This is a genomic window from Streptomyces sp. NPDC048481, from assembly GCF_043200075.1.
GTDB lineage: Bacteria > Actinomycetota > Actinomycetes > Streptomycetales > Streptomycetaceae > Streptomyces.
Genome location: NZ_JBICXC010000012.1, coordinates 70,374 through 90,053, shown reverse-complemented (window position 1 = coordinate 90,053; position 19,680 = coordinate 70,374). Strand labels below are relative to the sequence as shown.

Here is a 19,680-nt window from a genome sequence, read left to right as displayed (position 1 = left end):
CTGTCCCCGCTTGCTGTTACCTCCCCGCTTCCGCGACCCGGCGTCGGCGCCACGCGGAGACCGTCCCCGGGTGCGGCGGCGGTCGCGCTCCCGCCGCTGAGGCCGGCCCGGCGGCTGCCGGTGCGCCAGGTGCTGTGTCTGGTGCCCCTGGTGCTCGTCGTCGTGGTGGCGGTGCGGCACCGGTCCGTCCTCGTCGAGGGGTTCGCGCAGTTGCGGCGGGCCGAGTGGCCCTGGCTGCTGGCGGCGGTCGGGGCGACCTGCCTCACCTGGGTGGCGGCGGCGGTGACCCGGCAGGGCGCGGTCGTGGAACGGCTGCCCGGACGGCGGCTGCTGGCCGCTCAGTTCGCGGCGGGCGCGGCCAACCATCTGCTGCCCACGGGGCTGGGCGCCGGCGCGGTCAACCTGCGGTTCATGACGGTGTGCGGGGTGCCGCTGGCCCGCTCGTCGGCGGCGCTCGCGCTGTATCTGCTGGCCGAGGGCGTCGCCCGGGCGGGCGTGCTGGCGGTGCTGCTGCTGGTCTTCCCGGACGCGCTGCGGCTCGGCTCGCTGCTGCCGGACGGGACGCTGGGCCCGCTGCTCGCCGCCCTGGGCGTGCTGGCGGCGGCGGCCGTGTGCGTGCTCGCCCTGGTGGGGCGGCTGCGGTCGGCGGCGGCCTCCTTCCTGCGCACCGCGCTGGCCGAGGCGCGCTCGGTGCACAGCCGTCCGGCCCGGGTGCTGGCGCTGTGGGGCGGCGCCCTGGCGTTCCCGCTGTTGCAGGCGGCCGGTTTCGCGGCGGTGGGACGGGCCCTGGGGCTGCCGGTGCCGGCGGCGCACATGGCGGTGGTGTATCTCGCGGCGACGGCGGCGGTGGCGCTGGTGCCGACGCCGGGCGGGATCGGTTCGGTGGAGGCCGCGCTGGTGGTGGCGCTGGTGGCCGCGGGCGCCCCGGTGGCGGCCGCCACGGCCGTGGCCCTCGGCTACCGCATCATCACCGTGTGGCTGCCGCTGGCGCCGGGCGCGCTGACGCTGGCGGCACTCGTGCGCATGAAGATCATCTGAGCCGGCCCGGACGGCGGAACGTCAGCACGTCCACGAGCTGTGCGACCGCGCCACCGCGGCCGGCTCCTCGGGTACGAACTCCCCTGCCGGATACGGCAGGATGAGCGGTCGCGCCCCTTTGCGAGCGAGCCGGAGGGGCGACCGCACATCCCGGAACCGAACAGGTGACATCGTGACGAGACCCCCCATCCGGCTGTCGACGGCCCCCGCGTCCACGCGGCGACTTCCCGGAGGAGACCGGTGAACCGCACCCTGACTCTCGACGACAGCGTCGTGGCCGGAATCGCCGTGGCCACCGGCCTGTTGGCCGCGTTCCTGTCCCGGACGCTGCTGCGCTGGCTGGCGAAGCACGCCAAGCGCACCCGGTGGAGCGGCGACGACGTGATGGTGGACGCGCTGCGCACCGTGGTGCCGTGGGCGGCGATCGCGGGCGGCGCGGCGTCGGCGGCGGCGGTGCTGCCGTTGGAGAAGGCCGTCCAGCACACGGTCAACCAGTCCCTGACCGTGCTGCTGATCTTCGTGGTGACCGTGTCGGCGGCGCGGGTCGTCGCCGGACTGGTGCGGTCGGTGACGTCCTCGCGTTCCGGGGTCGCGGGATCGGCCACGATCTTCGTCAACATCACCCGGATCCTGGTCCTGGCGATCGGCTTCCTGGTGGTGCTGCAGACGCTGGGGATCTCCATAGCGCCGCTGCTCACCGCCCTGGGCGTCGGCGGTCTGGCCGTGGCGCTGGCCTTGCAGGACACCCTCGCGAACCTCTTCGCGGGCATCCACATCCTGGCCTCCAAGACCGTCCAGCCCGGTGACTACATCAAGCTGAGCAGCGGCGAGGAGGGCTACGTCGAGGACATCAACTGGCGTCAGACGACCGTGCGCGCGCTCTCCAACAATCTGGTCGTCATCCCCAACGGCCAGCTCGCCAAGTCGAACATGACCAACTACATGCGTCCCGAGCAGCAGTTGACGGTCCTGGTGCAGGTGGGCGTCGCCTACGACAGCGATCTGGAGCATGTGGAGCGGGTGACGTCGGAGGTGATCGCGGAGGTCATGGCGAGCGTGGACGGCGCCGTGCCGGAGCACGAACCCGCCATCCGTTTCCACACGTTCGGCGACTCGCGCATCGGCTTCACCGTCATCCTCGGCGTGGGCGAGTTCAGCGACCAGTACCGGATCAAGCACGAGTTCATCAAGCGCCTGCACCGCCGCTACCGCGAGGAGGGCATCCGGATCCCGGCGCCCGCCCGCACCGTGGCCCTGCAACAGGGTTCGGTGGTCATCCCGCAGCAGCGCACGGGCGACGGGGTCGTGCAGGGCGAGCGGAGCGCCCTGCACGACTGACGGCGGCGGTACGGGGTCAGAGCGTGGCCGAGTTGTCGCGCCGGGGCGCGTCCGTGCGGCGGCGCGGTGCGGTGAGGGACGGGGGCACCGGGGTGACCGTCCAGTCCGGATGGCCGGGCATCCTCGGTGTCGTCGTGCCGTACAGCCAGTCGCGCAGGAAGCCGGCGACGTCCTGACCGCAGGTGTGCGAGGCGACGGCGATGTAGTCCTGCGTCGAGGCGGAGGAGTCGCGGTGGCGGGCCAGGAAGGTCCGCTCGACCGTGTGGAAGGCGTCCTCCCCGATGAGCTGGCGCAGGGCGTACAGGACGAGGACGCCGCCGAGGTAGCGCTGGCTGTCGAAGAGGTCGGCCGCGTTCGGCGCGGCGACCGGGCCGGAGGTGGCGCGCCACTGGTCGCCGCGCGCGTAGGTGTCCTTCATCCGGGCCTCCATGGTGGTCAGGCCCAGGGAGTCCGCCCAGCCGCGCTCGTAGCGGTAGAGCAGCCCGTAGAAGTCGGCGTGGCCCTCGTTGATCCACAGGTCGGCCCAGGTGGCGGGGCTGACGCTGTTGCCGAAGTAGGAGTGGACCAGCTCGTGCATCATGTGCGAGCCGATCTTCGGCTCGGCCTGGAGCAGGAAGTTCGGCTTGTAGAGGGTGAGGGTCTGGGTCTCCAGGCCGGTGAAGTCGAAGGCGTTCGGGTCGTCGGAGTTGCAGGGCAGCAGCCCGTACGTCTCGAAGGGGTAGGCGCCCAGCCGGGCCTCCAGCCACTCGATGTGGCCCGGGGTGAGGGCGAGGGCGGGCTCCAGGGCCTCGGCCCGCGCGGAGGGGACGACGTCGCGCAGGCGCAGCCCGTGCGGTCCGCGGCGTTCCTTCACGACGTAGTCGCCGACGGTGATCTGCACCAGTTCGGTGGCGATCGGCGAGCGGGAGCGGTAGGTGTAGGCGGTGCGGTCGCCGGCCAGTTTCTCCGTGCACACCAGCGAGCCGTTCGCGACGGCGCGCAGGGCCGAGGGCACGGTGATGCGGAACGAGAAGCGCGCCTTGTCCGACGGGTGGTCGTTGCAGGGGAACACGGTGTGCGCCGAGTCCGGCTGGGGGCATATGGCGAACCCGTCCGGCGTGGGCACCCAGGCGGTGTGCGCGAGGGGGCGCCGTGGGTCGGCCGTGTACGTGACGCGGACCGTGACGCGCTCGCGTGCGCGCAGCGCGCGGGCGGGCGTGATGCGCAGCTTCTCGTCCGCCTGCTCGAAGGCGGCGGTGCGGCCGTCGACGCGGACCGTGCGTATGTCGAGGCCGAGGGAGTCGAGGGAGAGGCGGGTGAGGGCCTGCGTGGTGCGCAGTTCCAGGGTCGCCGTGGCGTCGACGAGTGCGCTCGTCGCGTCGTAGGAGAGGTCGAGGTGGTAGGCGGCGACGCGGTAGCCCGCGTTGCCCAGGTTCGGGAAGACGGGGTCCCCGAGGGTCTCGGGCGCCGGGGCGCCGTCGGTCCTCCCGTCCGCGTGGGCGGTGTTTCCCCCCGCCAGGACTGCTGCCGTGCCGATCAGGGCGGCCGCCGGGGCCGTCACTCTGCTGCGATATCTCATGGTCCGCTTTCGCTCGGGCGGCCGGGTGGTCGGTCCGGCCGTCGGTCAGGTCGAGGCTCTACCTCGTTGACCGCGAAAACGGCCGCTTCGGTTGCACGCGGAGGAGCCCTCGGGCGATGCGGCTGTGAGGAGACCCCTGTCGAGCCGGACCCGGGCACGAGATATCTTGATGTCGAGCAATGTTGCAGACGTGGAGCGGAGCACCCGGTGACTGACTCGACCATCATCTATACGCACACTGACGAGGCCCCGGCCCTGGCGACGTATTCCTTCCTGCCGGTGGTCCAGGCGTACGCCTCGCAGGCGGGTGTTCCCGTGGAGACGCGGGACATCTCGCTGGCCGGACGCATCATCGCCGTGTTCCCGGAGTACCTGACCGAGGACCAGCGGATCCCGGACGCGCTGACCGAGCTGGGCGAGCTGGCCAAGACGCCCGAGGCCAACATCATCAAGCTGCCGAACATCTCGGCGTCGATCCCGCAGCTCAAGGCCGCGATCGCCGAGCTTCAGGCCCAGGGCTACGCGCTGCCGGCCTACCCGGACGACCCGAAGACCGACGAGGAGCGGGAGATCCAGGCCCGCTACGACAAGATCAAGGGCTCCGCGGTCAACCCGGTCCTGCGCGAGGGCAACTCCGACCGCCGCGCCCCCGCGTCGGTCAAGAACTACGCCAAGACCCACCCGCACCGCATGGGCGCCTGGTCGTCGGACTCCAAGACCAACGTCGCCACGATGGGCGAGAACGACTTCCGCTCCACCGAGAAGTCCGCCGTGATCTCCGAGGCGGGCTCGCTGCGCATCGAGCTGGTCGCCGCCGACGGCTCCACGACCGTGCTGCGCGAGTCCGTGCCGGTCCAGAAGGACGAGGTCGTCGACGCGTCCGTGCTGCACGTCGCGGCGCTGCGCACGTTCCTCACCGCCCAGATCGCCCGCGCCAAGGCCGAGGGCGTGCTGTTCTCGGTGCACCTCAAGGCCACGATGATGAAGGTCTCCGACCCGATCATCTTCGGTCACGTGGTCCGCGCGTTCTTCCCGAAGACCTTCGAGCAGCACGGCGCGGCCCTGGCGGCGGCCGGTCTGTCCCCCAACGACGGCCTCGGCGGCATCTTCAAGGGCCTGGAGGCGCTGCCCGAGGGTGAGGCCATCAAGGCGTCGTTCGACGCGGAGCTGGCCGAGGGCCCGGCCCTGGCGATGGTCGACTCCGACAAGGGCATCACCAACCTGCACGTGCCGTCCGACGTCATCGTGGACGCCTCGATGCCCGCCATGATCCGCACCTCCGGCCACATGTGGGGTCCGGACGGCCAGGAGGCCGACACCCTCGCGGTCCTGCCGGACTCGTCCTACTCGGGCGTCTACCAGGCCGTGGTCGACGACTGCCGCGCCAACGGCGCCTACGACCCCTCGACGATGGGCTCCGTGCCCAACGTCGGTCTGATGGCGCAGAAGGCCGAGGAGTACGGCTCCCACGACAAGACCTTCGAGATCAAGGCCGCCGGCACGGTCCGCCTCGTCGACCAGGCCGGCAACGTGGTCATCGAGCAGGAGGTCGCCGAGGGCGACATCTTCCGCGCCTGCCAGACCAAGGACGCGCCGATCCGCGACTGGGTCAAGCTGGCCGTCACCCGCGCCCGCGCCACCGGCGACCCGGCCGTGTTCTGGCTGGACGAGACGCGCGCGCACGACGCGCAGCTGATCACCAAGGTCAACGCCTACCTGCCGGAGCACGACACCGAGGGCCTGGACATCCGCATCCTGGCCCCGGTCGAGGCCACCAAGCTGTCGGTGGAGCGCATCCGCCGCGGCGAGAACACGATCTCGGTCACGGGCAACGTCCTGCGCGACTACCTCACGGACCTGTTCCCCATCCTGGAGCTGGGCACCAGCGCCAAGATGCTGTCGGTCGTCCCGCTGATGGCGGGCGGCGGCCTGTTCGAGACGGGCGCGGGCGGCTCCGCCCCCAAGCACGTCCAGCAGCTGGTCAAGGAGAACTACCTGCGCTGGGACTCCCTGGGCGAGTTCTTCGCCCTGGTGCCGTCCTTCGAGCAGTTCGCCGAGGCCACCGGCAACACCCGTGCCAAGGTGCTCGCCGACACCCTCGACCGCGCCACGGCGACCTTCCTCGACGAGGACAAGTCCCCGACCCGTCGCGTCGGCGGCATCGACAACCGCGGCAGCCACTTCTACCTGTCGCTGTACTGGGCGCAGGAGCTGGCCCGGCAGACCGACGACGCCGAGCTGGCGAAGGCCTTCGCCCAGCTCGCCGAGACGCTCGCCGCGAACGAGCAGGTCATCGTCGGCGAGCTGATCGCCGCCCAGGGCGAGCCGGCCGACATCGGCGGCTACTACCAGCCCGACCCGGCCAAGGCGGCGGCGGTCATGCGCCCGTCGGCCACCTGGAACGAGGCCCTCGCCTCGCTGAGCTGACCGAGCGGCCCCGAGCGGCCGCCCGACCGACCGCGCCCCGACCGGCACCGCCCGGCCGGGGCGCGGCCCGTGTCAGCGCGGCCCGACCGGCGGCGCTCACCAGTCCCGGGTGGCGATCAGCTCCTCCACGTCGGCGTGCTCGAAGCCGTAGGCCCGCGCGACGAAGTGGAAGTCCTCGGCTATCTCCTCGCGGGCCACGGTCTCGATGTCGCTGTCCGCCTCCCAGAAGGCGTCCTGCAAGGAGTTGAACTCCTCGGTGGCGGCCTGGGTCAGGGCGTACAGCGCGTCGAGGCCGTCGGGCCGCTCGGCCTCCAGCCGCTCGCACAGACGCAGCAGGATGTCCCTGCCGCGGTCCACCAGGTGATCCGGGTAGTAGCCGTCCCGGTACAGCGCCTTCAGGAACGCGTGTCCCGTGACCTGCTCGTTCGTCGCCGCCATGCCGCTTCCCCGCCCTGTTCGCCGTCGTGCTGTGATGGCGTCTCCGATCATGCACCACACCTCTGACAACGCTCCGGGAGCCGTCCGATGACCCCTGCCGCACCGTCCTTCGCGTTCCTGGCGGGCGCCGCCGACTCGCCCGTGATCCTCCATGTGCCGCACTCGGCGCGGGAGATACCCGCCGACGTGCGGGCGGGCATCGTCCTGGACGACGAGGCCCTGGAGCGCGAGCTCGACCACATCACCGACTCGCACACGGCGCGGATCGCCCAGGAGGCGGCCCGGACGGCACCCCTGACGCCCTGGCGGTTCGAGAACCGGCTGTCGCGACTGGTCGTGGACCCGGAGCGCTTCCCGGACGACCGCGAGGAGATGCTGGCCGTCGGCATGGGCGCCGTCTACACGCAGACCACGCACCGTGAGCCGCTGCGGCCGGACGGCACCGATCCCGAACCGCTCGTCGCCCGCTACTTCCGGCCGTACGCGCAGGCCATGACCGACGCCGTGGCCGACCGGCTGGCCGCCGTCGGCCGGGCCGTCGTCATCGACGTGCACTCCTACCCGGCCGAGCCGCTGCCCTACGAACTGCACGGCGGGGGCCCGCGGCCGCCGGTGTGCCTGGGCACCGACGCCTTCCACACCCCGCCGGAGCTGCTCGCCGCCGCACGCGAGGCCTTCGCGGGCCTCGGCGAGACCGGGCTGGACAGCCCCTTCGCGGGCACGTACGTCCCCCTGGAGTTCTACGGCAAGGACCCCCGGGTGAGCGCGCTGATGGTGGAGATCCGCCGGGACACCTACATGACCGAGCCGGGCGGCCCGGCCGGACCGGGCCTCCCCCGGCTCGCCGCGGCCCTGGCGGCCCTGGTGACGGCGGCCACCGCCTGACCCGCGCCCCGGCACTCCCCGTACGGGGTTCCGCGGCGCCCCCGGAGCTGCTCCGGGGGCGCCGTGCTTCCGGGCGCGCCCGGATTCAGGCGCGGAGCCACTCCGTCACCACGACCTCGCCGCCGGTGCGCAGTCGCAGGGCGAACGGGCCGGCGGGCGGTGCGGCACAGGAGAAGCGGCCCATGTCGTCCGCGGTGAGGACGGCGGTCGCCCGGGGGCCGTGCAGCACCTCGATCGCCGCTGACCGGGGCGGCAGCAGCTGCCCGAGCAGTCCGTCGCCGCTCACCTCGACGTCCACCGTCAGCCCGCCGGAGTGGAAGGTCAGCATGCGCGGCACGTCGGCCTCGCCCCGCACCGGGAGGGCGTCGACCAGCGAGTCGAACGTCAGCTCGGCGATGCGGGCGTCCAGGTCGTGCAGCGCGTAGGCCTCGATGGCGGCGCGCCGCAGCTCGGCCGGGACCGGGTCCAGGATGGCGCCGGCCTCGCGCAGCTCCTCCTCCAGCCGGTCATGGTCCAACTCCTCGTCGACGAAGGGAGTTTCGCCGAAGAGATCGTCCTGTCCCGCGCCGTGCACGCCGTGCGGGTCGTTCGTGTCGCTCGCGTCGTTCATGTCGTTCATGTCGTTCACCGTGCTCCCCGTGCGTCGAGTCGGGCGCGCAGCCGGCGCAGGCATCGCTGGCGCATGGGTCCGATGCTGCCGACGGCGATGCCCAGGGCGGCCGACACCTCCTGGTAGCTGGGCGGCGGCGAGGCGATCAGCACGCGCAGCAGCTGGCGGCAGCGCTCGCCGAGCGCCTCGAACTCCTGCCAGAGGAAGCGGACCAGCTCGCTCTGCGCGGCAGCCTCCTCCGAGTCCAGCACCGACTGCTCCGGCGTGCGGTCCTCGCTGGCCCGGTCGAGCAGCTGGGGATCGTCGGTCGGCGTCAGCCGCTTCAGGCCCTTGATCACTTTCAGGCACTCGTTGCGCGCGGTGCTGGCGAGCCACGAACCCGCCTTGTGCGGCTCGCGGATCCGCCCCAGGTGCTGGGCGAACCGGAACCAGACGGTCTGGTAGACCTCGTGCCCGTCGGCGTCCGAGAGCCGGTGTGCGCGCACCACCGACCACACCAGCGGGCTCAGCCCGTCCACCAGCGCTTTCCAGGCCGCCGTGTCACCGTCGACGGCGGACCGGACGAGCGCGCCGACATCACTACGGTCCACGGTCCCACCCCTCGTGTACGGCCTGTCATCGTACGCCGTGGCGGGGCTCGGGCCGGACCTCATGCCGGCCTCATGACAGGCCGACCGGGACCGGACGCCAGGTGGGCGGAAGCAGGGCCGGCACATGCGCTCCCCGCACCTCCGCGAACTCGGCGTGGCGGGCGAGCAGTTCGCGGGCGGCGGCCCGCGGGTCGCCCACCCCGCTCCCGGTCATGTGGGCGGCGACGAGGCCGGCGGCCACGGGCGTCGCGAAGGACGTCCCGCTCCAGGAGGCCAGCCCCTCGAACATGACCTGGTCGGGCTTGCCCGGCGCGGTCTGCTGCGCCTCGCTCAACACGCCGGTGTGGCGCGGCGAGCGGCAGGTGCAGGAGTAGGCGAAGCCGTAGCGGCAGGCCTCGTAGGTGGAGTGCTGGTACACGTAGGGGACGGGGGCGTCGAAGCCGGTGAGGGCGCTGACCAGCCGCTCGCCAGGGGCGTACACCTTCACCCAGGGGCCGTGGTTGCTGAAGCAGGCGCCGAACTCGCCGTCGCCGCGCAGGGCGCCGACCGACAGCACGGCGTCGGCGTGGTCGGGCAGCGAGGCGTAGGCCGCGGGCCAGAAGGGCGCGGCGCTGGCGTTGTTGCCGGCCGCGGCGACCAACAGGGTGTCGTGGGACCGGAGTTCCTCCATGAACGCGGCGACCCCGAGCAGGCCGTCGAGCCGGCCGTTGGAGGTGCCCGCGGAGAGGCTGATGATGTCGGGCCAGCCCTCCTCGACGGCGTCGAAGAGGCGCTCGCCGAACTCGGACTCCAGGATGGCGCCGGCGTCGTTGAGGGTGCCGCGAACGGTGACGTCGGTGTGCGGCGCGACGGCCGCGACGAGTCCCGCGATGAACGTGCCGTGGCCGACGTACTGCTGGAGGATGCCCTCCTCGTCGGTCTCCCTGACCTGGACGTCGCCCTGGGTGCGGGCCAGCAGGGGGTAGGAGCGGTAGTCGTGGGTCAGCCCGGTGTCGATGACGAGCACGCCGACGCGGCTGCCGGGGTCCTCGTCCGGCAACGCGGGTGCGGGGTTGGGCCGTTCGGTGCGTGCGACGGGCACCGGCTCGTCGCCGGGGCAGGCGTTGACGGCGATGGACACCACGTGGTTGCGGCTGACGAGACGGCGTCCCGCGCGGCCCTCGGTCTCGCGCAGCGCGCGCAGCGCCCCGGCCACGGCGTGGTCGCCGGCCCGGCCGCCCTCCCCGGGGTCGCCGACGTGGATGCGGGTGATGCCCGAGCGGTTCGTGTCCGGTCCGGCGCGGCGCACCCGGTCGGGGACCAGGCCCTCGGTCGCGGTGAAGTGCGAGCGGACGGCGTCCTCGACGACCCGGGCCTCCTCGCCGTCGCGGGCGAGGACGACGCCCTTCTCGTAGATGAACTCGGCGGAGTCGTCCGGTCCCATGGCCAACGGGACGTCGGGCAGCGATCGCTGGATCTGCTCGAACTGCTCGTGGAATCGCTGTGGCGCCATGGCGTGTCCTCCCCCTGCGGCCGGTGGTCCTCAGCAGGACCCGCCGGACGGCCGTCTGATACAGGTGGTGCGACGGCGGACGGGGGCCGTGCGGTTGCGTCCCCACGCCTGCCGTTCCTCTTCCCGCCCCCGCCCGCCCCCTCGCACCCCTTCGCGCTCCTCCCACGACACCTCACGCCTTTGCGACGCCCCGTCACCTCTCGTCCCACTCCGAAGCACCCGGCCGCGTCGCCGGGAACGGTCGACGCGACGTCCGATCGTTACCGGTGGGTACTGCACCGAACCGGTGTGGCCCGCAGGCCGGAGCACTACCATCCGTTCTGTGACAGCGGGAGACGACTCGGTTCTCGAACTGCTGCCGATGGTGTTCGCCGACCCTGGCGACGCGCTGTCGCGGGCGGAGGGAGTGCTCGGCACCGATCCGACGCCGTTGCACGCCTCCGTCGCCCACCAGGTCATCGGCATCTGGCAGCGGGACTGGGGCGACATGCGTCTCGCCCTCGGCCATCTGCGCCGGGCCCGCGACCTCGCGGCGCGCGCGGACTCGGCCGAGCGGGAGGCGGACGTCCTCGGCACGCTCGGCGTGGCTCTGGTGCACGCGGGCCGCACCCGGCAGGGGCTGGAGGCCTTCGAGCGGGGCGTCGAGCGCGGATCGGGCCACACACGCGCGCGGGTGCTCTACCGGCGGGCCTACTCCCGGTGGGTCCTCGGCCACCACCGTGAGGCCCTGGAGGACGTGCGCCGCGCGATCCCCGTGCTGCGTCAGGCGGACGACGTCATCTGGACGGCCCGCGCCCTCACCCTGCGCGCCACCGTGCATCTCGCCCTGGGCGCGGCGGAGCGCGCGGAGGCGGACTTCACGGCCGCCGAGACGCTGTGGGACACCACAGGCCAGGAGCACGACAAGGCCGACGCGGTGGAGAGCCGCGGCCTGGCCGCGTTCCGCTCCGGGGACGTCCCGGCCGCGCTGCGGCTCCTCGACGAGGCGGAGGAGCGCTACGCCAAACTCGGCACGCCCACCTTCATGCTCGCCATCCGGCGCTGCGAGGTCCTGATGGCGGCCGGTCTGGCCCCCGAGGCGCTGGCCGAGGCGGACGCGGCCATCGGCGTCCTCGACGGCATCGGCGGCCAGTCCACCCGCAAGGCGGAGCTGTTGCTGGCCGCCGCGAAGGCGGCGCGGCTGGCGGGTGATCCCGGCACGGCGATCGCGCGCGCGGCCGTGGCCGAGCGGCTCTTCGCCGGGCAGCGGCGCACCTGGTGGGAGGCCCACGCCCGGCTGGTGCTGATCGAGGCGCGGGCGGCCACCGGCCGCGGCTCGGGCCGGCTGGTCGCGGACGCGGCGCGGCTGGCCGAGCGGCTGGCCGCCTTCCAGGCGCCCGCCGCGCCCGAGGCCTGGCTGCTGGCGGGCCGGATCGCACTGGACCTGAACCGGACCGCGGACGCCGAACGCCATCTGCAGATCGCGGCGCGCAGCCGGCGCAGCGGTCCGCCGCTGGCCCGGCTGACGGGCTGGGCGGCGCAGGCGCTGTGGGCGCGGGCGACGGGCTCGGACCGCGGCGTGCTGGAGGCCTGCCGGCGCGGGCTCGACGTCCTCGACGCCCACCGCATGACGCTGGGCGCGTCCGAGCTGCGGGCCCGCGCCACCGCGCAGGGGGCCGAACTGGCCGCGCTGGCGCAGGAGGTGAGTCTGGAGCGGGGCGGCCCGCGCCGGCTGCTGGCGTGGAGCGAACGCTGGCGGGCCACGGCGCTGTCCACGCCGCCCACCCGGCCGCCGGGCGATCCCGCGCTGCTGAGCGGGCTGACCGCCTTCCGGGTCATCGCCGCCCGGGCAGAGGCCGCGCGTATGGACGGGCGCCCGGTGCCGGCCCTGGAGCGGGAACAGCGGCGGCTGGAACGCGAGATCCGGGCCAGGACCCTGCACAGCCGCGGCGGGACCGCCTGGGGCGGTGACCGGTTCGGTGGGGACCGGTTCGACGCGGGACGGTTGCTGGAGCGGCTCGGCGAGGGCCGGCTCGTGGAACTGGCCGTGCCGGACGGGCGGGTCCAGGTGCTGGTGTGCGGGGAGGGGCGGGTGCGCCGGTTCACGGGCGGGCTGCTCGCCGAGGCGGAGCGGGAGGCCGAGCACGTCCAGGCGGGGCTGCGCCGGCTGGCGCATCCCGGCGCGGAGGGCAGGCTGCCGGTGGTGGAGGCGGCCGGGCGACGGCTGGAGGAGCTGCTGCTGGGCGAGGCGGCCGCGCAGCTGGGCTCCGGCCCGGTCGTGGTGGTGCCGCCGGCCCGGCTGCACCGGGTGCCGTGGGCGCTGCTGCCGTCGCTGCGCGAACGGGTGCTCAGCGTGTCGCCGTCGGCGAGCGGCTGGCTGCGCGCACGGGACACGCGGCCGCCGCCCGGCGGGCGCCAGGTCCTCGTGCGCGGACCGGGCCTCGCGGGCGGCGGGGCGGAGGTGCCGGAGGTCGCGGGCCGTTACGGCGCACCTGTCGTGCTGGAGCACGAGGAGGCCCGGGTCCCGCGTGTGCTGCGGGAGTTGGACGGCGCCGCGCTGGCCCACATCGCCGCGCACGGGACGTTCCGCGCGGACAGCCCGATGTTCTCGTCACTGCGCATGGCGGACGGCCCGCTCATCGTGCACGACTTCGAGCGGCTGGCCCGCAGCCCGTACCGGATCATCCTCTCCAGCTGCGACACGGCCCGGCTCGCCTCGGTCGGTGCGGACGAACTCCTGGGCCTGGTCACGGCGTTGCTGCCGCTGGGCACGGCGGGCGTGGTGGCCAGCAGCGCGCCGGTCAACGACGCGGCGGTCGTCCCGCTGATGCTGGCCCTGCACAAGGGCGTCAGCGCGGGCCTGTCCCTGGCGGAGGCGTTGCGCGACGCGCGGGCCGCGCTGCCGGGGGACGCCCTGCACCAGGCGACGGGCTGGGCGTTCGCGGCGTTCGGCGCGGCCTGAACGGGCGCGCAGGGCGAGCGGGTTGCCCCCGGACTGCTCGGCCGGCCGCGGCAGGGGCGCGCGGTCGCCCGCGCCGAGGCGCGGGCAAGCGCCGTGGAGCCCGGCGTCGTCAGGGGGTGGGCTGCGGCCGCGCGCCGATGTCGTCCGCCGCGGGGTCCGCCCTGACGAGGGCCGGGGCGGCGGCGCCCGCTGCCTGGTCGAGGTGCGCGCCGAACGCGGGGTGGGCGGTCAGCCGGCGGGCGTAGGACCACAGGGCGGGGTGCCCGGCGACGCGCCGCACGGTCTCCGCGTCGAGGTGGTGGCGGTGGACGGTGTCGAGCTGGACCAGGGCGACCCACAACTCGATGTCCGCTGCCGTGATCTGATCGCTGATCAGGTAGGCGTGGGCGTTCATTCCGCTCTCCAGCACGCCGAGTGTGGCGAGCAGCGTGCCGAGGGCGGCCGCGCGCTCGTCGTCGTCGGCGTCGGCCGCTCCGGCCCGCTGGGCGGCCGCCTCGATGCCCTGGGCGCACATCCGCTCCACGGCCTCGATCTGCGACTCCGCCCCGCACGGGTACAGCGCGGCCCGTCCGCCGCCGAACCTGCGGGCGAGGTCGCGGGCGATGTCGGGCCCGTGGCTGCTGACGATGCGTCCCGACCAGTCGTCGCCGAGCAGCGGGGCGAGGGCCGGTCCGGTGTAGTGGTGCGCGCTCGCCTCGTACAGCGGGCGCAGCGCCGAGTGACCGCCGTCGGGGCAGTCCGGGACGGCCGGCAGGAAGGTGACCGGGCAGACCGCGTCCAGGCCGAGGAGGCTGTGCGTGACGGCGACGCGCAGACAGCCGGGGTCGGCCGCCGCCAGGTAGAGGCGGTAGCGGCGCGGCACGGCGTAGTGGCCGCTGCGGGCGTCCCGGCCGATCCGGCCGCGGAAGGCGGGCGTGGGACGTGCGGACGGAGGTGCGGCGGTCAGCGGTGTGGCGGACATGACTCTCCCCGGGGCGGGGCGCACTGAGGACGTGCGCGCGGCGGATGCGACGTCGAGGCGGCGGACCTGGTCACGCGCGCCGGGCCCGGCCGCGTCCGAGGGACGTCGCCGGTGCGGCTGGGCGCGGGGAGGAGGCCCGGCTCAGCCCTGGGACCCCATTGCGCTGCAGACACGCTGGAGGTCGATGTGGCGGCGGGAGGTGAGCAGGGGCGACGAGCACGCCGTGCGGCTCGTCCGGCCGAGGACCGGCTTCAGTCGCCCCATCCGTTTCCCTACCCGTTCACTAGGATTCCCAGGAACGAGTGTCGAGCCGCCCCGACCACCCGTCAAGAGGGCGTCCATCAGGTGAATACGGGCGGGCGGGCGCCGCCGCGGCGCGTGCCGCGCGCAGGGGCCGGTCCGGGGGCCGCGGGGCGCGGCGCGGAGGCCGCGGTGCGATGCGGGGGCCGCGTTGCAGTGCGGGGGCCGCGGCGCAGCGCGGGGGGATACCGCGGCGAATCGGGCGGGCGGGCGAAGGGGCGGAGGGCACAGGCGGCCCCCCGGTCTCTCCCCGTCCCGCCCCCTCAGCGCGGCGGCCGTCGGTTCACTGGCGGGGCTTGTGGGTGGCCGCGAACTCGTCGGCGGCCGCGAGGTCGAAGTCGCCGTGGTCGCTGCCGAGCCCCTGCGCCACCAGCGCGGCGCAGGCGCTGCCGAGGACCGCGGCGTCGCCCGGGGTGCGGCCGAGGCTCACACCCCGCAGATAGCCGGCCGAGAAGGCGTCGCCGCAGCCGGTGGTGTCGACGACGTCGACGACGAAGGCGGGGACCGGTTCCGCGCCGTCGGCGGTCACCACCAGCGCCCCGTCCCCGCCGCGGGTGACGGCGACGGCGCCCGCACCCGCGCCGAGGAGTCTGCGCGCCGCGGTCAGCAGGTCGCTCTCGCCGGTGAAGCCGAGGGCCTGGTCCTCGTTGGGCAGCAGGTGATCGATGTGGGGCAGGGCCGCCTCGATCTGCTCGAAGCCGCCGAGGACGCCGGGGGCGAGCAGGTCCACGGAGGTGACGACGCCGTGCTCCTTGGCGAAGGACAGGATGCGGGCGGCGACGTCGACGCCGATCAGCTCCGGTCCGCCGAGGTGCAGATGGGTGGCCTCGGCGAGAGCGTCCCAGGGGACGTCGTCGAGGCCGTAGGTGATGTTGGCGCCGAGCAGGTGCAGGGAGGGCCGGTCGCCGTTGGGCCGGATCGGCAGGACGCTCGCCGAGGTGGCGGTGTCGGAGCGCCGGACGAGGAACTCGGTGTCGACGCCCGCCTGTTGGAGGAGCCGCAGCAGCATGTCCCCGGTCGGGTCCGAGCCGACGGCGCCCGCGCTGCGCACCCGGGCGCCCAGTTTGGCCAGGGTGAGGGCGGTGCCGCCCGCGGTTCCGGCGGCGGTCATCCGGATGTCCTCGACCAGCGTCGCGCCCTGGCCCTCGGGTATCTCCTGCACGGGCCGGACCAGGACGTCCAGAACGTGCACGCCCATCGTGAAGACCTTCATCGGTTCTCCCCCTTCGTCGGCTCTTGCTGCCGTGCGGATGCCGCGGGCGTCGCGGATGCCGCGGGTGATTCCGGCGGTGCGGGTGACGCGTCCGGCGCCGGCGCTGCGCCCGGTGCGGGCGAGACGCGGTGGGTGGTGCCGTAGTCGCGGGCCAGGGCCGCCTCGATCACGGCGAGTTGCTGCTGCTCGTCGAGGACGCGCGGCCGGCCCATGGCGGCCGCGTCCCGGTAGACGCCGCAGGCCCATTCGAGGAGCAGCGCGTTCTCGACCGCGCCGTCGAGGGTCGTCCCGTGGGTGACCGCGCCGTGGTTGGCCATCAGGGCGGCGCTGCGACCGTCGAGCGCGGCGAGCACCGACGCGGCCAGCTCGGGCGTGCCGAAGGTGGCGTACGGCGCGACCCGGACGCTGCCGCCGAGGGCCAGCATCTGGTAGTGCACGCAGGGGAGTTCGTCGAGCACGCAGGAGGCGGCGGTGGCCATCGGGGCGTGGGTGTGGACGACCGCGCCGACGCCGTAGCGGCGGTAGACGCCGATGTGCAGGTCCAGTTCCGAGGTCGGCCGCAGGTCTCCGTCGACGACGTTGCCGTCGAGGTCGACGACGGTCACCTGTTCCGGGGTGAGGCCGGCGAGGACCGCTCCGGTCGCGGTGATCGCGACCCGGTCGTCGACGCGTACGCTCACGTTCCCGGCCGTGCCGATGAGGAGGCCTTCGGCCCCCAGCCGTCGGCACGCGTCCGCCACGGCGGCCCGCTCCCGACCCGTCGCGCTTGAGGCGGTCATGGGCGCGAAGGTAGCGTAAACGTGAAACAAAGTCACGTTCAGGTTTGGAGGCAGTTCCTTGGTCCAGCCGACCGCCGGCCCCGACGGCGGCACACCCCTGCGCCGCACCCCCCGGCAGGCCCGCAGCAAGGCACGTCTGGCGCTGCTGCTCCGGGCCGCCGAACGCATCCTGGTCGACGAGGGCGTGGAGGCGCTCACCACGACACGGGTGGCGGCCGAGGCGAAGGTGTCGGTCGGGTCCCTGTACCAGTACCTCCCCGACCGCGGCGCGATCATCGACGCCCTGGCCTCGGGCTACTTCGCCCGCCTCGAAGGCGTCATGGACGACCTGGCCCGTGCCGCGGTCACCGGGCGCTGGGACGACCCGGTGGGCGTGCTCGTCGACACCTGCGCGGGCGTCTACCGCACCGAACACGGCTTCCGCGCCCTGTGGTTCGGCAGCGGGCTGACGGAGCGGACCCGGGCCGCCGATCGCGAGCACAAGCGGCGGATGGCCGACGGCGTGCGCCGGGTGCTGCTCGCCCTGGGCGTGGCTCGCGACGACGAGAGACTGGCGACGGCGTGCCATGCAGCGATCCTCGCCGCCGACGCGCTCGCGCAGGAGGCCTTCCGCCGCACTCCCGAGGGCGACGGCGAACTGCTCGACGAGGCCAAGACGATGCTGCGCGGCTACCTCGCCGACGTCGTGACCCGGTACGAGCCCCGGTAGGCGGGCGAGGGCCGTCGGCGCCGGACCGGGCGAAAGTCGCTCGCCGCCGCGCCGGTCCGGTGGATACGGTCGCTCCCCGGGCGGACCGCATCGCCGGCCGCCGCACCCGGAAGGCGACCACCGTGACCACTCCGCAGCCCCGCCCCACGACCACCCTGTGGCGCCCGACCGGTCCGGTGGAGCTGGACCTGGTGCGCGATCTGGCCTGGCGCGCCTGGCCTGCGCGCCTCCCGGAGCAGCCGATCTTCTATCCGGTGCTCAACGAGGACTACGCCGTCAGGATCGCCCGGGACTGGAACGTCAAGCACGACGGCGCGGGCTACGTGACCCGGTTCGAGGTCGACTCGGCGTTCCTGCGCAGATACCCCGTGCGGCGGGCGGGCGGCCGCACGATCCTGGAGCTGTGGGTGCCCGCCGAGGAGTTGCCCGAGTTCAACGCGCACATCGTGGGCGAGATCGAGGTCGTCCACGAGTTCCGGTGACGCCCGCGGGCGGTCGCCGAGGGCGCTCTCCTTCGCGGTCGGCGCCCGGCGCGACGACGTCCGGGGCTGTCCCCGGACGGGGTGCGCGCCGGGCGGGCCCCGGTCAGCCGGCGAGCGGGTGCTGCGGGTCCAGCAGCGCGGCGATCCGCTCGGTGATCACCTGCGAGTTGTTGCCGCCGGGCGCGTTCGGGCCGACCGTCGTGGACACCGCGATGGACAGCCGCTTGTGCGGCTCGTACGCCATGACGGCCGCGTAGCCGAAGAAGGACGGGTTCTGCAGCACCCAGCTGTTCTTGACGAGGACGCCCACGCCGAAGTGGAACTTCTTCGTCATGGGCAGGCACACCGTCGCGGGGCAGGCGGCGGTGGCGTGGCCGAGACCGACCGTGCCCGGGTTCAGCTGCGTGCGGAAGGCGCTCTTCGAGAGCAGTTCGCCCGAGCCGACGCCCTGGCCGGAGCGGGCCAGGTCGCAGACGTCCTGGGTGATGACGGCTCCCGGGGCGGTGGTCCAGGAGGGGTTGAAGTACGTGGACTCCTCGTAGAAGCCGCGTTCCTCGTCGTAGGCGTGCAGCACCGGCTGGGGGATTTGCGCCGTGTCCTCGCTGCGGGTGTTGCGCAGGTCCAGGGGGCGCAGGACGCGCTGCCTCAGCAGGCGGGCGAGCGGGGTGCCGGAGATCTTCTCCAGGACCTGGCCCAGGAGGACGAAGTTGGCGTGCGAGTAGCTCCAGTTGGTGCCGGGCCGGTACCAGAGGGGGTGGCGCAGGGAGAACCCGACGAGCTCCTTCGGGGTCCAGTGCTGCCAGGGGTCCGCGTACAGCTTCTTCAGGAAGGCCGGGTCGGTGACGTAGTCGTGCAGGCCCGAGGTGGAGTCGCCGAGCATGCGCAGGGTGATCTCGTCGCCGTGCGGCAGATCGGGCAGCCAGCGCGAGACCGGGGCGTCGAGGTCCACCTTGCGCTCCTCGACGAGCTGGAGCAGCACGGTGCCCATGAAGGCGATGCCGACCGAGCCGGTGCGGAAGTGCATGGCGGGGGTGGCGGGTACGCCCGTCATGGACTCGCCGACGGCCGCCGTCACCAGTTCGCGGCCGTCGACGGTGACCCTGACGAGGGCGGCCTTGAGGCCGAGCTCCTTCTTGGCCCGGCGGACGACGTCGAGGACCTTGCGCGCCTGGGCGTCGGGGCTGCGGGTGGCGGCGCAGGCCCGGTCGGGGTGGCCGGGCCCGGCGGCGGCGACCGCCGTCTGGAGGGTCGAGGCGAGGAGGGCGGCGGCGCACAGCAGCGCCGTACGAGTACGCGTCATACGCGCACTATGGGCTGATCTTCACAACGGTAGGAGCGCTGACACTCGGACACCGGGGGCCCGGGGCCCGGACAGAACCCGTACGGAGGAGTGCCGCCGTCCCCGCAGCGAGGGGCCGCGTCGCTGCCGCGCGGTCAAACCGGTCGACGACCTCCCGAGGACCGGCCTGACCGCGCAGTCATCGCAGTCTTGGCCGCCGCCCGGCCGGCGTCAAGACCCGTCCCGGTGGGTGGGCGGCCGGCGACCGGCGAGCAGGGGGCTCTTCCGGTCACTCCGTAGGGGCCCTTCCGGTCACTCCGGGACGTCACACGGATTTTTCCCGGCCACCGGATCGACGCCGGCGGCGGGCGTCCGTTCGGGGACATGCGGTCCAAAGGAACCCAAATCTGACGGTCACTCACGTTTCGCTGGGATGAGCCGGGAGTGAACACGCCTGCGGGTGACGGGAATTGATCCGTTTTCCTCCCTGCCGGCCGTTCACGCTCGCCTGACCGAATCACTACGGCCGGTCACCGGCCGATGGTTCGAACGTTGACCAGTGAGTAACAAGACCACTACCTTTCAACGCGTTTCGAGCACGCGCTACAGAACGGCGTTCCGGGTGAACCTCTCCCCGCCG

General features: G+C 73.7%; 16 protein-coding genes. 7 read left to right on the top strand and 9 right to left on the bottom strand.

The genetic code is table 11. The features are described 5' to 3' along the window. The first annotated feature begins 114 nt into the window (after positions 1-114). Positions 115-1,038, top strand: a complete 924-nt coding sequence (locus ACGFSH_RS29235; RefSeq protein WP_393353901.1) for a lysylphosphatidylglycerol synthase domain-containing protein — start codon at positions 115-117, stop codon at positions 1,036-1,038. 240 nt (positions 1,039-1,278) lie between these two features. After that, the gene (locus ACGFSH_RS29230) at positions 1,279-2,376 is read left to right on the top strand and encodes a mechanosensitive ion channel family protein (protein ID WP_393353692.1); all 1,098 of its coding nucleotides are present in this window, start codon (positions 1,279-1,281) and stop codon (positions 2,374-2,376) included. Between the two features lie 16 nt (positions 2,377-2,392). Here the strand turns inward: ACGFSH_RS29230 and ACGFSH_RS29225 are convergent, their stop codons facing one another. Continuing rightward, a complete protein-coding gene (locus ACGFSH_RS29225) occupies positions 2,393-3,934 on the bottom strand; it encodes a M1 family metallopeptidase (RefSeq protein WP_393353691.1) in 1,542 nt (513 codons plus the stop codon). Positions 3,935-4,141: 207 nt separating this feature from the next. On the opposite strand from ACGFSH_RS29225, the gene ACGFSH_RS29220 reads away from it, so the two are divergent. Then, positions 4,142-6,361, top strand: coding sequence for an NADP-dependent isocitrate dehydrogenase (locus tag ACGFSH_RS29220; RefSeq protein WP_393353690.1), 2,220 nt, complete (start codon positions 4,142-4,144; stop codon positions 6,359-6,361). A gap of 96 nt (positions 6,362-6,457) precedes the next feature. Here ACGFSH_RS29220 and ACGFSH_RS29215 read toward each other — a convergent pair whose 3' ends face one another. After that, a complete protein-coding gene (locus ACGFSH_RS29215; protein ID WP_393353689.1) occupies positions 6,458-6,799 on the bottom strand; it encodes a DUF5713 family protein in 342 nt (113 codons plus the stop codon). Positions 6,800-6,886: 87 nt separating this feature from the next. Between ACGFSH_RS29215 and ACGFSH_RS29210 the strand changes: the two genes are divergently transcribed. Beyond that, positions 6,887-7,684, top strand: a complete 798-nt coding sequence (locus tag ACGFSH_RS29210; RefSeq protein ID WP_393353688.1) for an N-formylglutamate amidohydrolase — start codon at positions 6,887-6,889, stop codon at positions 7,682-7,684. Positions 7,685-7,769: 85 nt separating this feature from the next. Here the strand turns inward: ACGFSH_RS29210 and ACGFSH_RS29205 are convergent, their stop codons facing one another. The 3 genes from ACGFSH_RS29205 to ACGFSH_RS29195 are packed head-to-tail and all read right to left on the bottom strand — an operon-like array spanning position 7,770 to position 10,376. Continuing rightward, the gene (locus ACGFSH_RS29205) at positions 7,770-8,303 is read right to left on the bottom strand and encodes a hypothetical protein (protein WP_393353687.1); all 534 of its coding nucleotides are present in this window, start codon (positions 8,301-8,303) and stop codon (positions 7,770-7,772) included. A gap of 5 nt (positions 8,304-8,308) precedes the next feature. Then, positions 8,309-8,947, bottom strand: a complete 639-nt coding sequence (locus tag ACGFSH_RS29200) for an RNA polymerase sigma factor (protein WP_393353686.1) — start codon at positions 8,945-8,947, stop codon at positions 8,309-8,311. Between the two features lie 7 nt (positions 8,948-8,954). Further along, positions 8,955-10,376 (bottom strand): S8/S53 family peptidase, encoded by a 1,422-nt coding sequence (locus ACGFSH_RS29195; protein WP_393353685.1) that lies wholly within the window; start codon positions 10,374-10,376, stop codon positions 8,955-8,957. A gap of 361 nt (positions 10,377-10,737) precedes the next feature. Between ACGFSH_RS29195 and ACGFSH_RS29190 the strand changes: the two genes are divergently transcribed. Beyond that, on the top strand, positions 10,738-13,317 hold the full coding sequence (locus ACGFSH_RS29190) for a CHAT domain-containing protein (RefSeq protein ID WP_393353900.1): 2,580 nt from the start codon (positions 10,738-10,740) through the stop codon (positions 13,315-13,317). 109 nt (positions 13,318-13,426) lie between these two features. Here ACGFSH_RS29190 and ACGFSH_RS29185 read toward each other — a convergent pair whose 3' ends face one another. The 3 genes from ACGFSH_RS29185 to ACGFSH_RS29175 all read right to left on the bottom strand — a co-directional run bounded on the left by ACGFSH_RS29185 (position 13,427) and on the right by ACGFSH_RS29175 (position 16,570). After that, positions 13,427-14,278, bottom strand: coding sequence for a glutathione S-transferase C-terminal domain-containing protein (locus ACGFSH_RS29185; protein WP_393353684.1), 852 nt, complete (start codon positions 14,276-14,278; stop codon positions 13,427-13,429). Positions 14,279-14,861: 583 nt separating this feature from the next. Further along, positions 14,862-15,791 (bottom strand): carbohydrate kinase family protein, encoded by a 930-nt coding sequence (locus ACGFSH_RS29180; RefSeq protein WP_393353682.1) that lies wholly within the window; start codon positions 15,789-15,791, stop codon positions 14,862-14,864. Beyond that, entirely contained in the window at positions 15,788-16,570 is a 783-nt protein-coding gene (locus ACGFSH_RS29175) for a class II aldolase/adducin family protein (protein ID WP_393353680.1), read from the bottom strand. Before ACGFSH_RS29175 ends, ACGFSH_RS29180 begins: the two co-directional genes overlap by 4 nt. Positions 16,571-16,628: 58 nt before the next feature. Here ACGFSH_RS29175 and ACGFSH_RS29170 point away from each other — a divergent pair, with 58 nt between their 5' ends. Together ACGFSH_RS29170 and ACGFSH_RS29165 are read left to right on the top strand one after the other, a co-directional pair. Beyond that, complete coding sequence (locus tag ACGFSH_RS29170; RefSeq protein WP_393353678.1) at positions 16,629-17,279, top strand: TetR family transcriptional regulator; 651 nt, start codon at positions 16,629-16,631, stop codon at positions 17,277-17,279. 122 nt (positions 17,280-17,401) lie between these two features. Beyond that, entirely contained in the window at positions 17,402-17,761 is a 360-nt protein-coding gene (locus ACGFSH_RS29165) for a hypothetical protein (protein ID WP_393353677.1), read from the top strand. 103 nt (positions 17,762-17,864) lie between these two features. Here ACGFSH_RS29165 and ACGFSH_RS29160 read toward each other — a convergent pair whose 3' ends face one another. Continuing rightward, positions 17,865-19,061, bottom strand: coding sequence for a serine hydrolase domain-containing protein (locus ACGFSH_RS29160; RefSeq protein WP_393353676.1), 1,197 nt, complete (start codon positions 19,059-19,061; stop codon positions 17,865-17,867). Positions 19,062-19,680: the final 619 nt, after the last annotated feature.

Bases quoted from the DNA above. Each gene is read 5' to 3' on its own strand.
- ACGFSH_RS29210 (WP_393353688.1), top strand. From the start codon at position 6,887: ATGACCCCTGCCGCACCGTCCTTCGCGTTCCTGGCGGGCGCCGCCGAC.
- ACGFSH_RS29180 (WP_393353682.1), bottom strand. From the start codon at position 15,791: ATGAAGGTCTTCACGATGGGCGTGCACGTTCTGGACGTCCTGGTCCGG.
- ACGFSH_RS29160 (WP_393353676.1), bottom strand. From the start codon at position 19,061: ATGACGCGTACTCGTACGGCGCTGCTGTGCGCCGCCGCCCTCCTCGCC.
- ACGFSH_RS29225 (WP_393353691.1), bottom strand. From the start codon at position 3,934: ATGAGATATCGCAGCAGAGTGACGGCCCCGGCGGCCGCCCTGATCGGC.
- ACGFSH_RS29205 (WP_393353687.1), bottom strand. From the start codon at position 8,303: ATGAACGACATGAACGACGCGAGCGACACGAACGACCCGCACGGCGTG.
- ACGFSH_RS29175 (WP_393353680.1), bottom strand. From the start codon at position 16,570: ATGACCGCCTCAAGCGCGACGGGTCGGGAGCGGGCCGCCGTGGCGGAC.
- ACGFSH_RS29200 (WP_393353686.1), bottom strand. From the start codon at position 8,947: ATGAGGTCCGGCCCGAGCCCCGCCACGGCGTACGATGACAGGCCGTAC.
- ACGFSH_RS29190 (WP_393353900.1), top strand. From the start codon at position 10,738: ATGGTGTTCGCCGACCCTGGCGACGCGCTGTCGCGGGCGGAGGGAGTG.
- ACGFSH_RS29215 (WP_393353689.1), bottom strand. From the start codon at position 6,799: ATGGCGGCGACGAACGAGCAGGTCACGGGACACGCGTTCCTGAAGGCG.
- ACGFSH_RS29195 (WP_393353685.1), bottom strand. From the start codon at position 10,376: ATGGCGCCACAGCGATTCCACGAGCAGTTCGAGCAGATCCAGCGATCG.
- ACGFSH_RS29185 (WP_393353684.1), bottom strand. From the start codon at position 14,278: ATGTCCGCCACACCGCTGACCGCCGCACCTCCGTCCGCACGTCCCACG.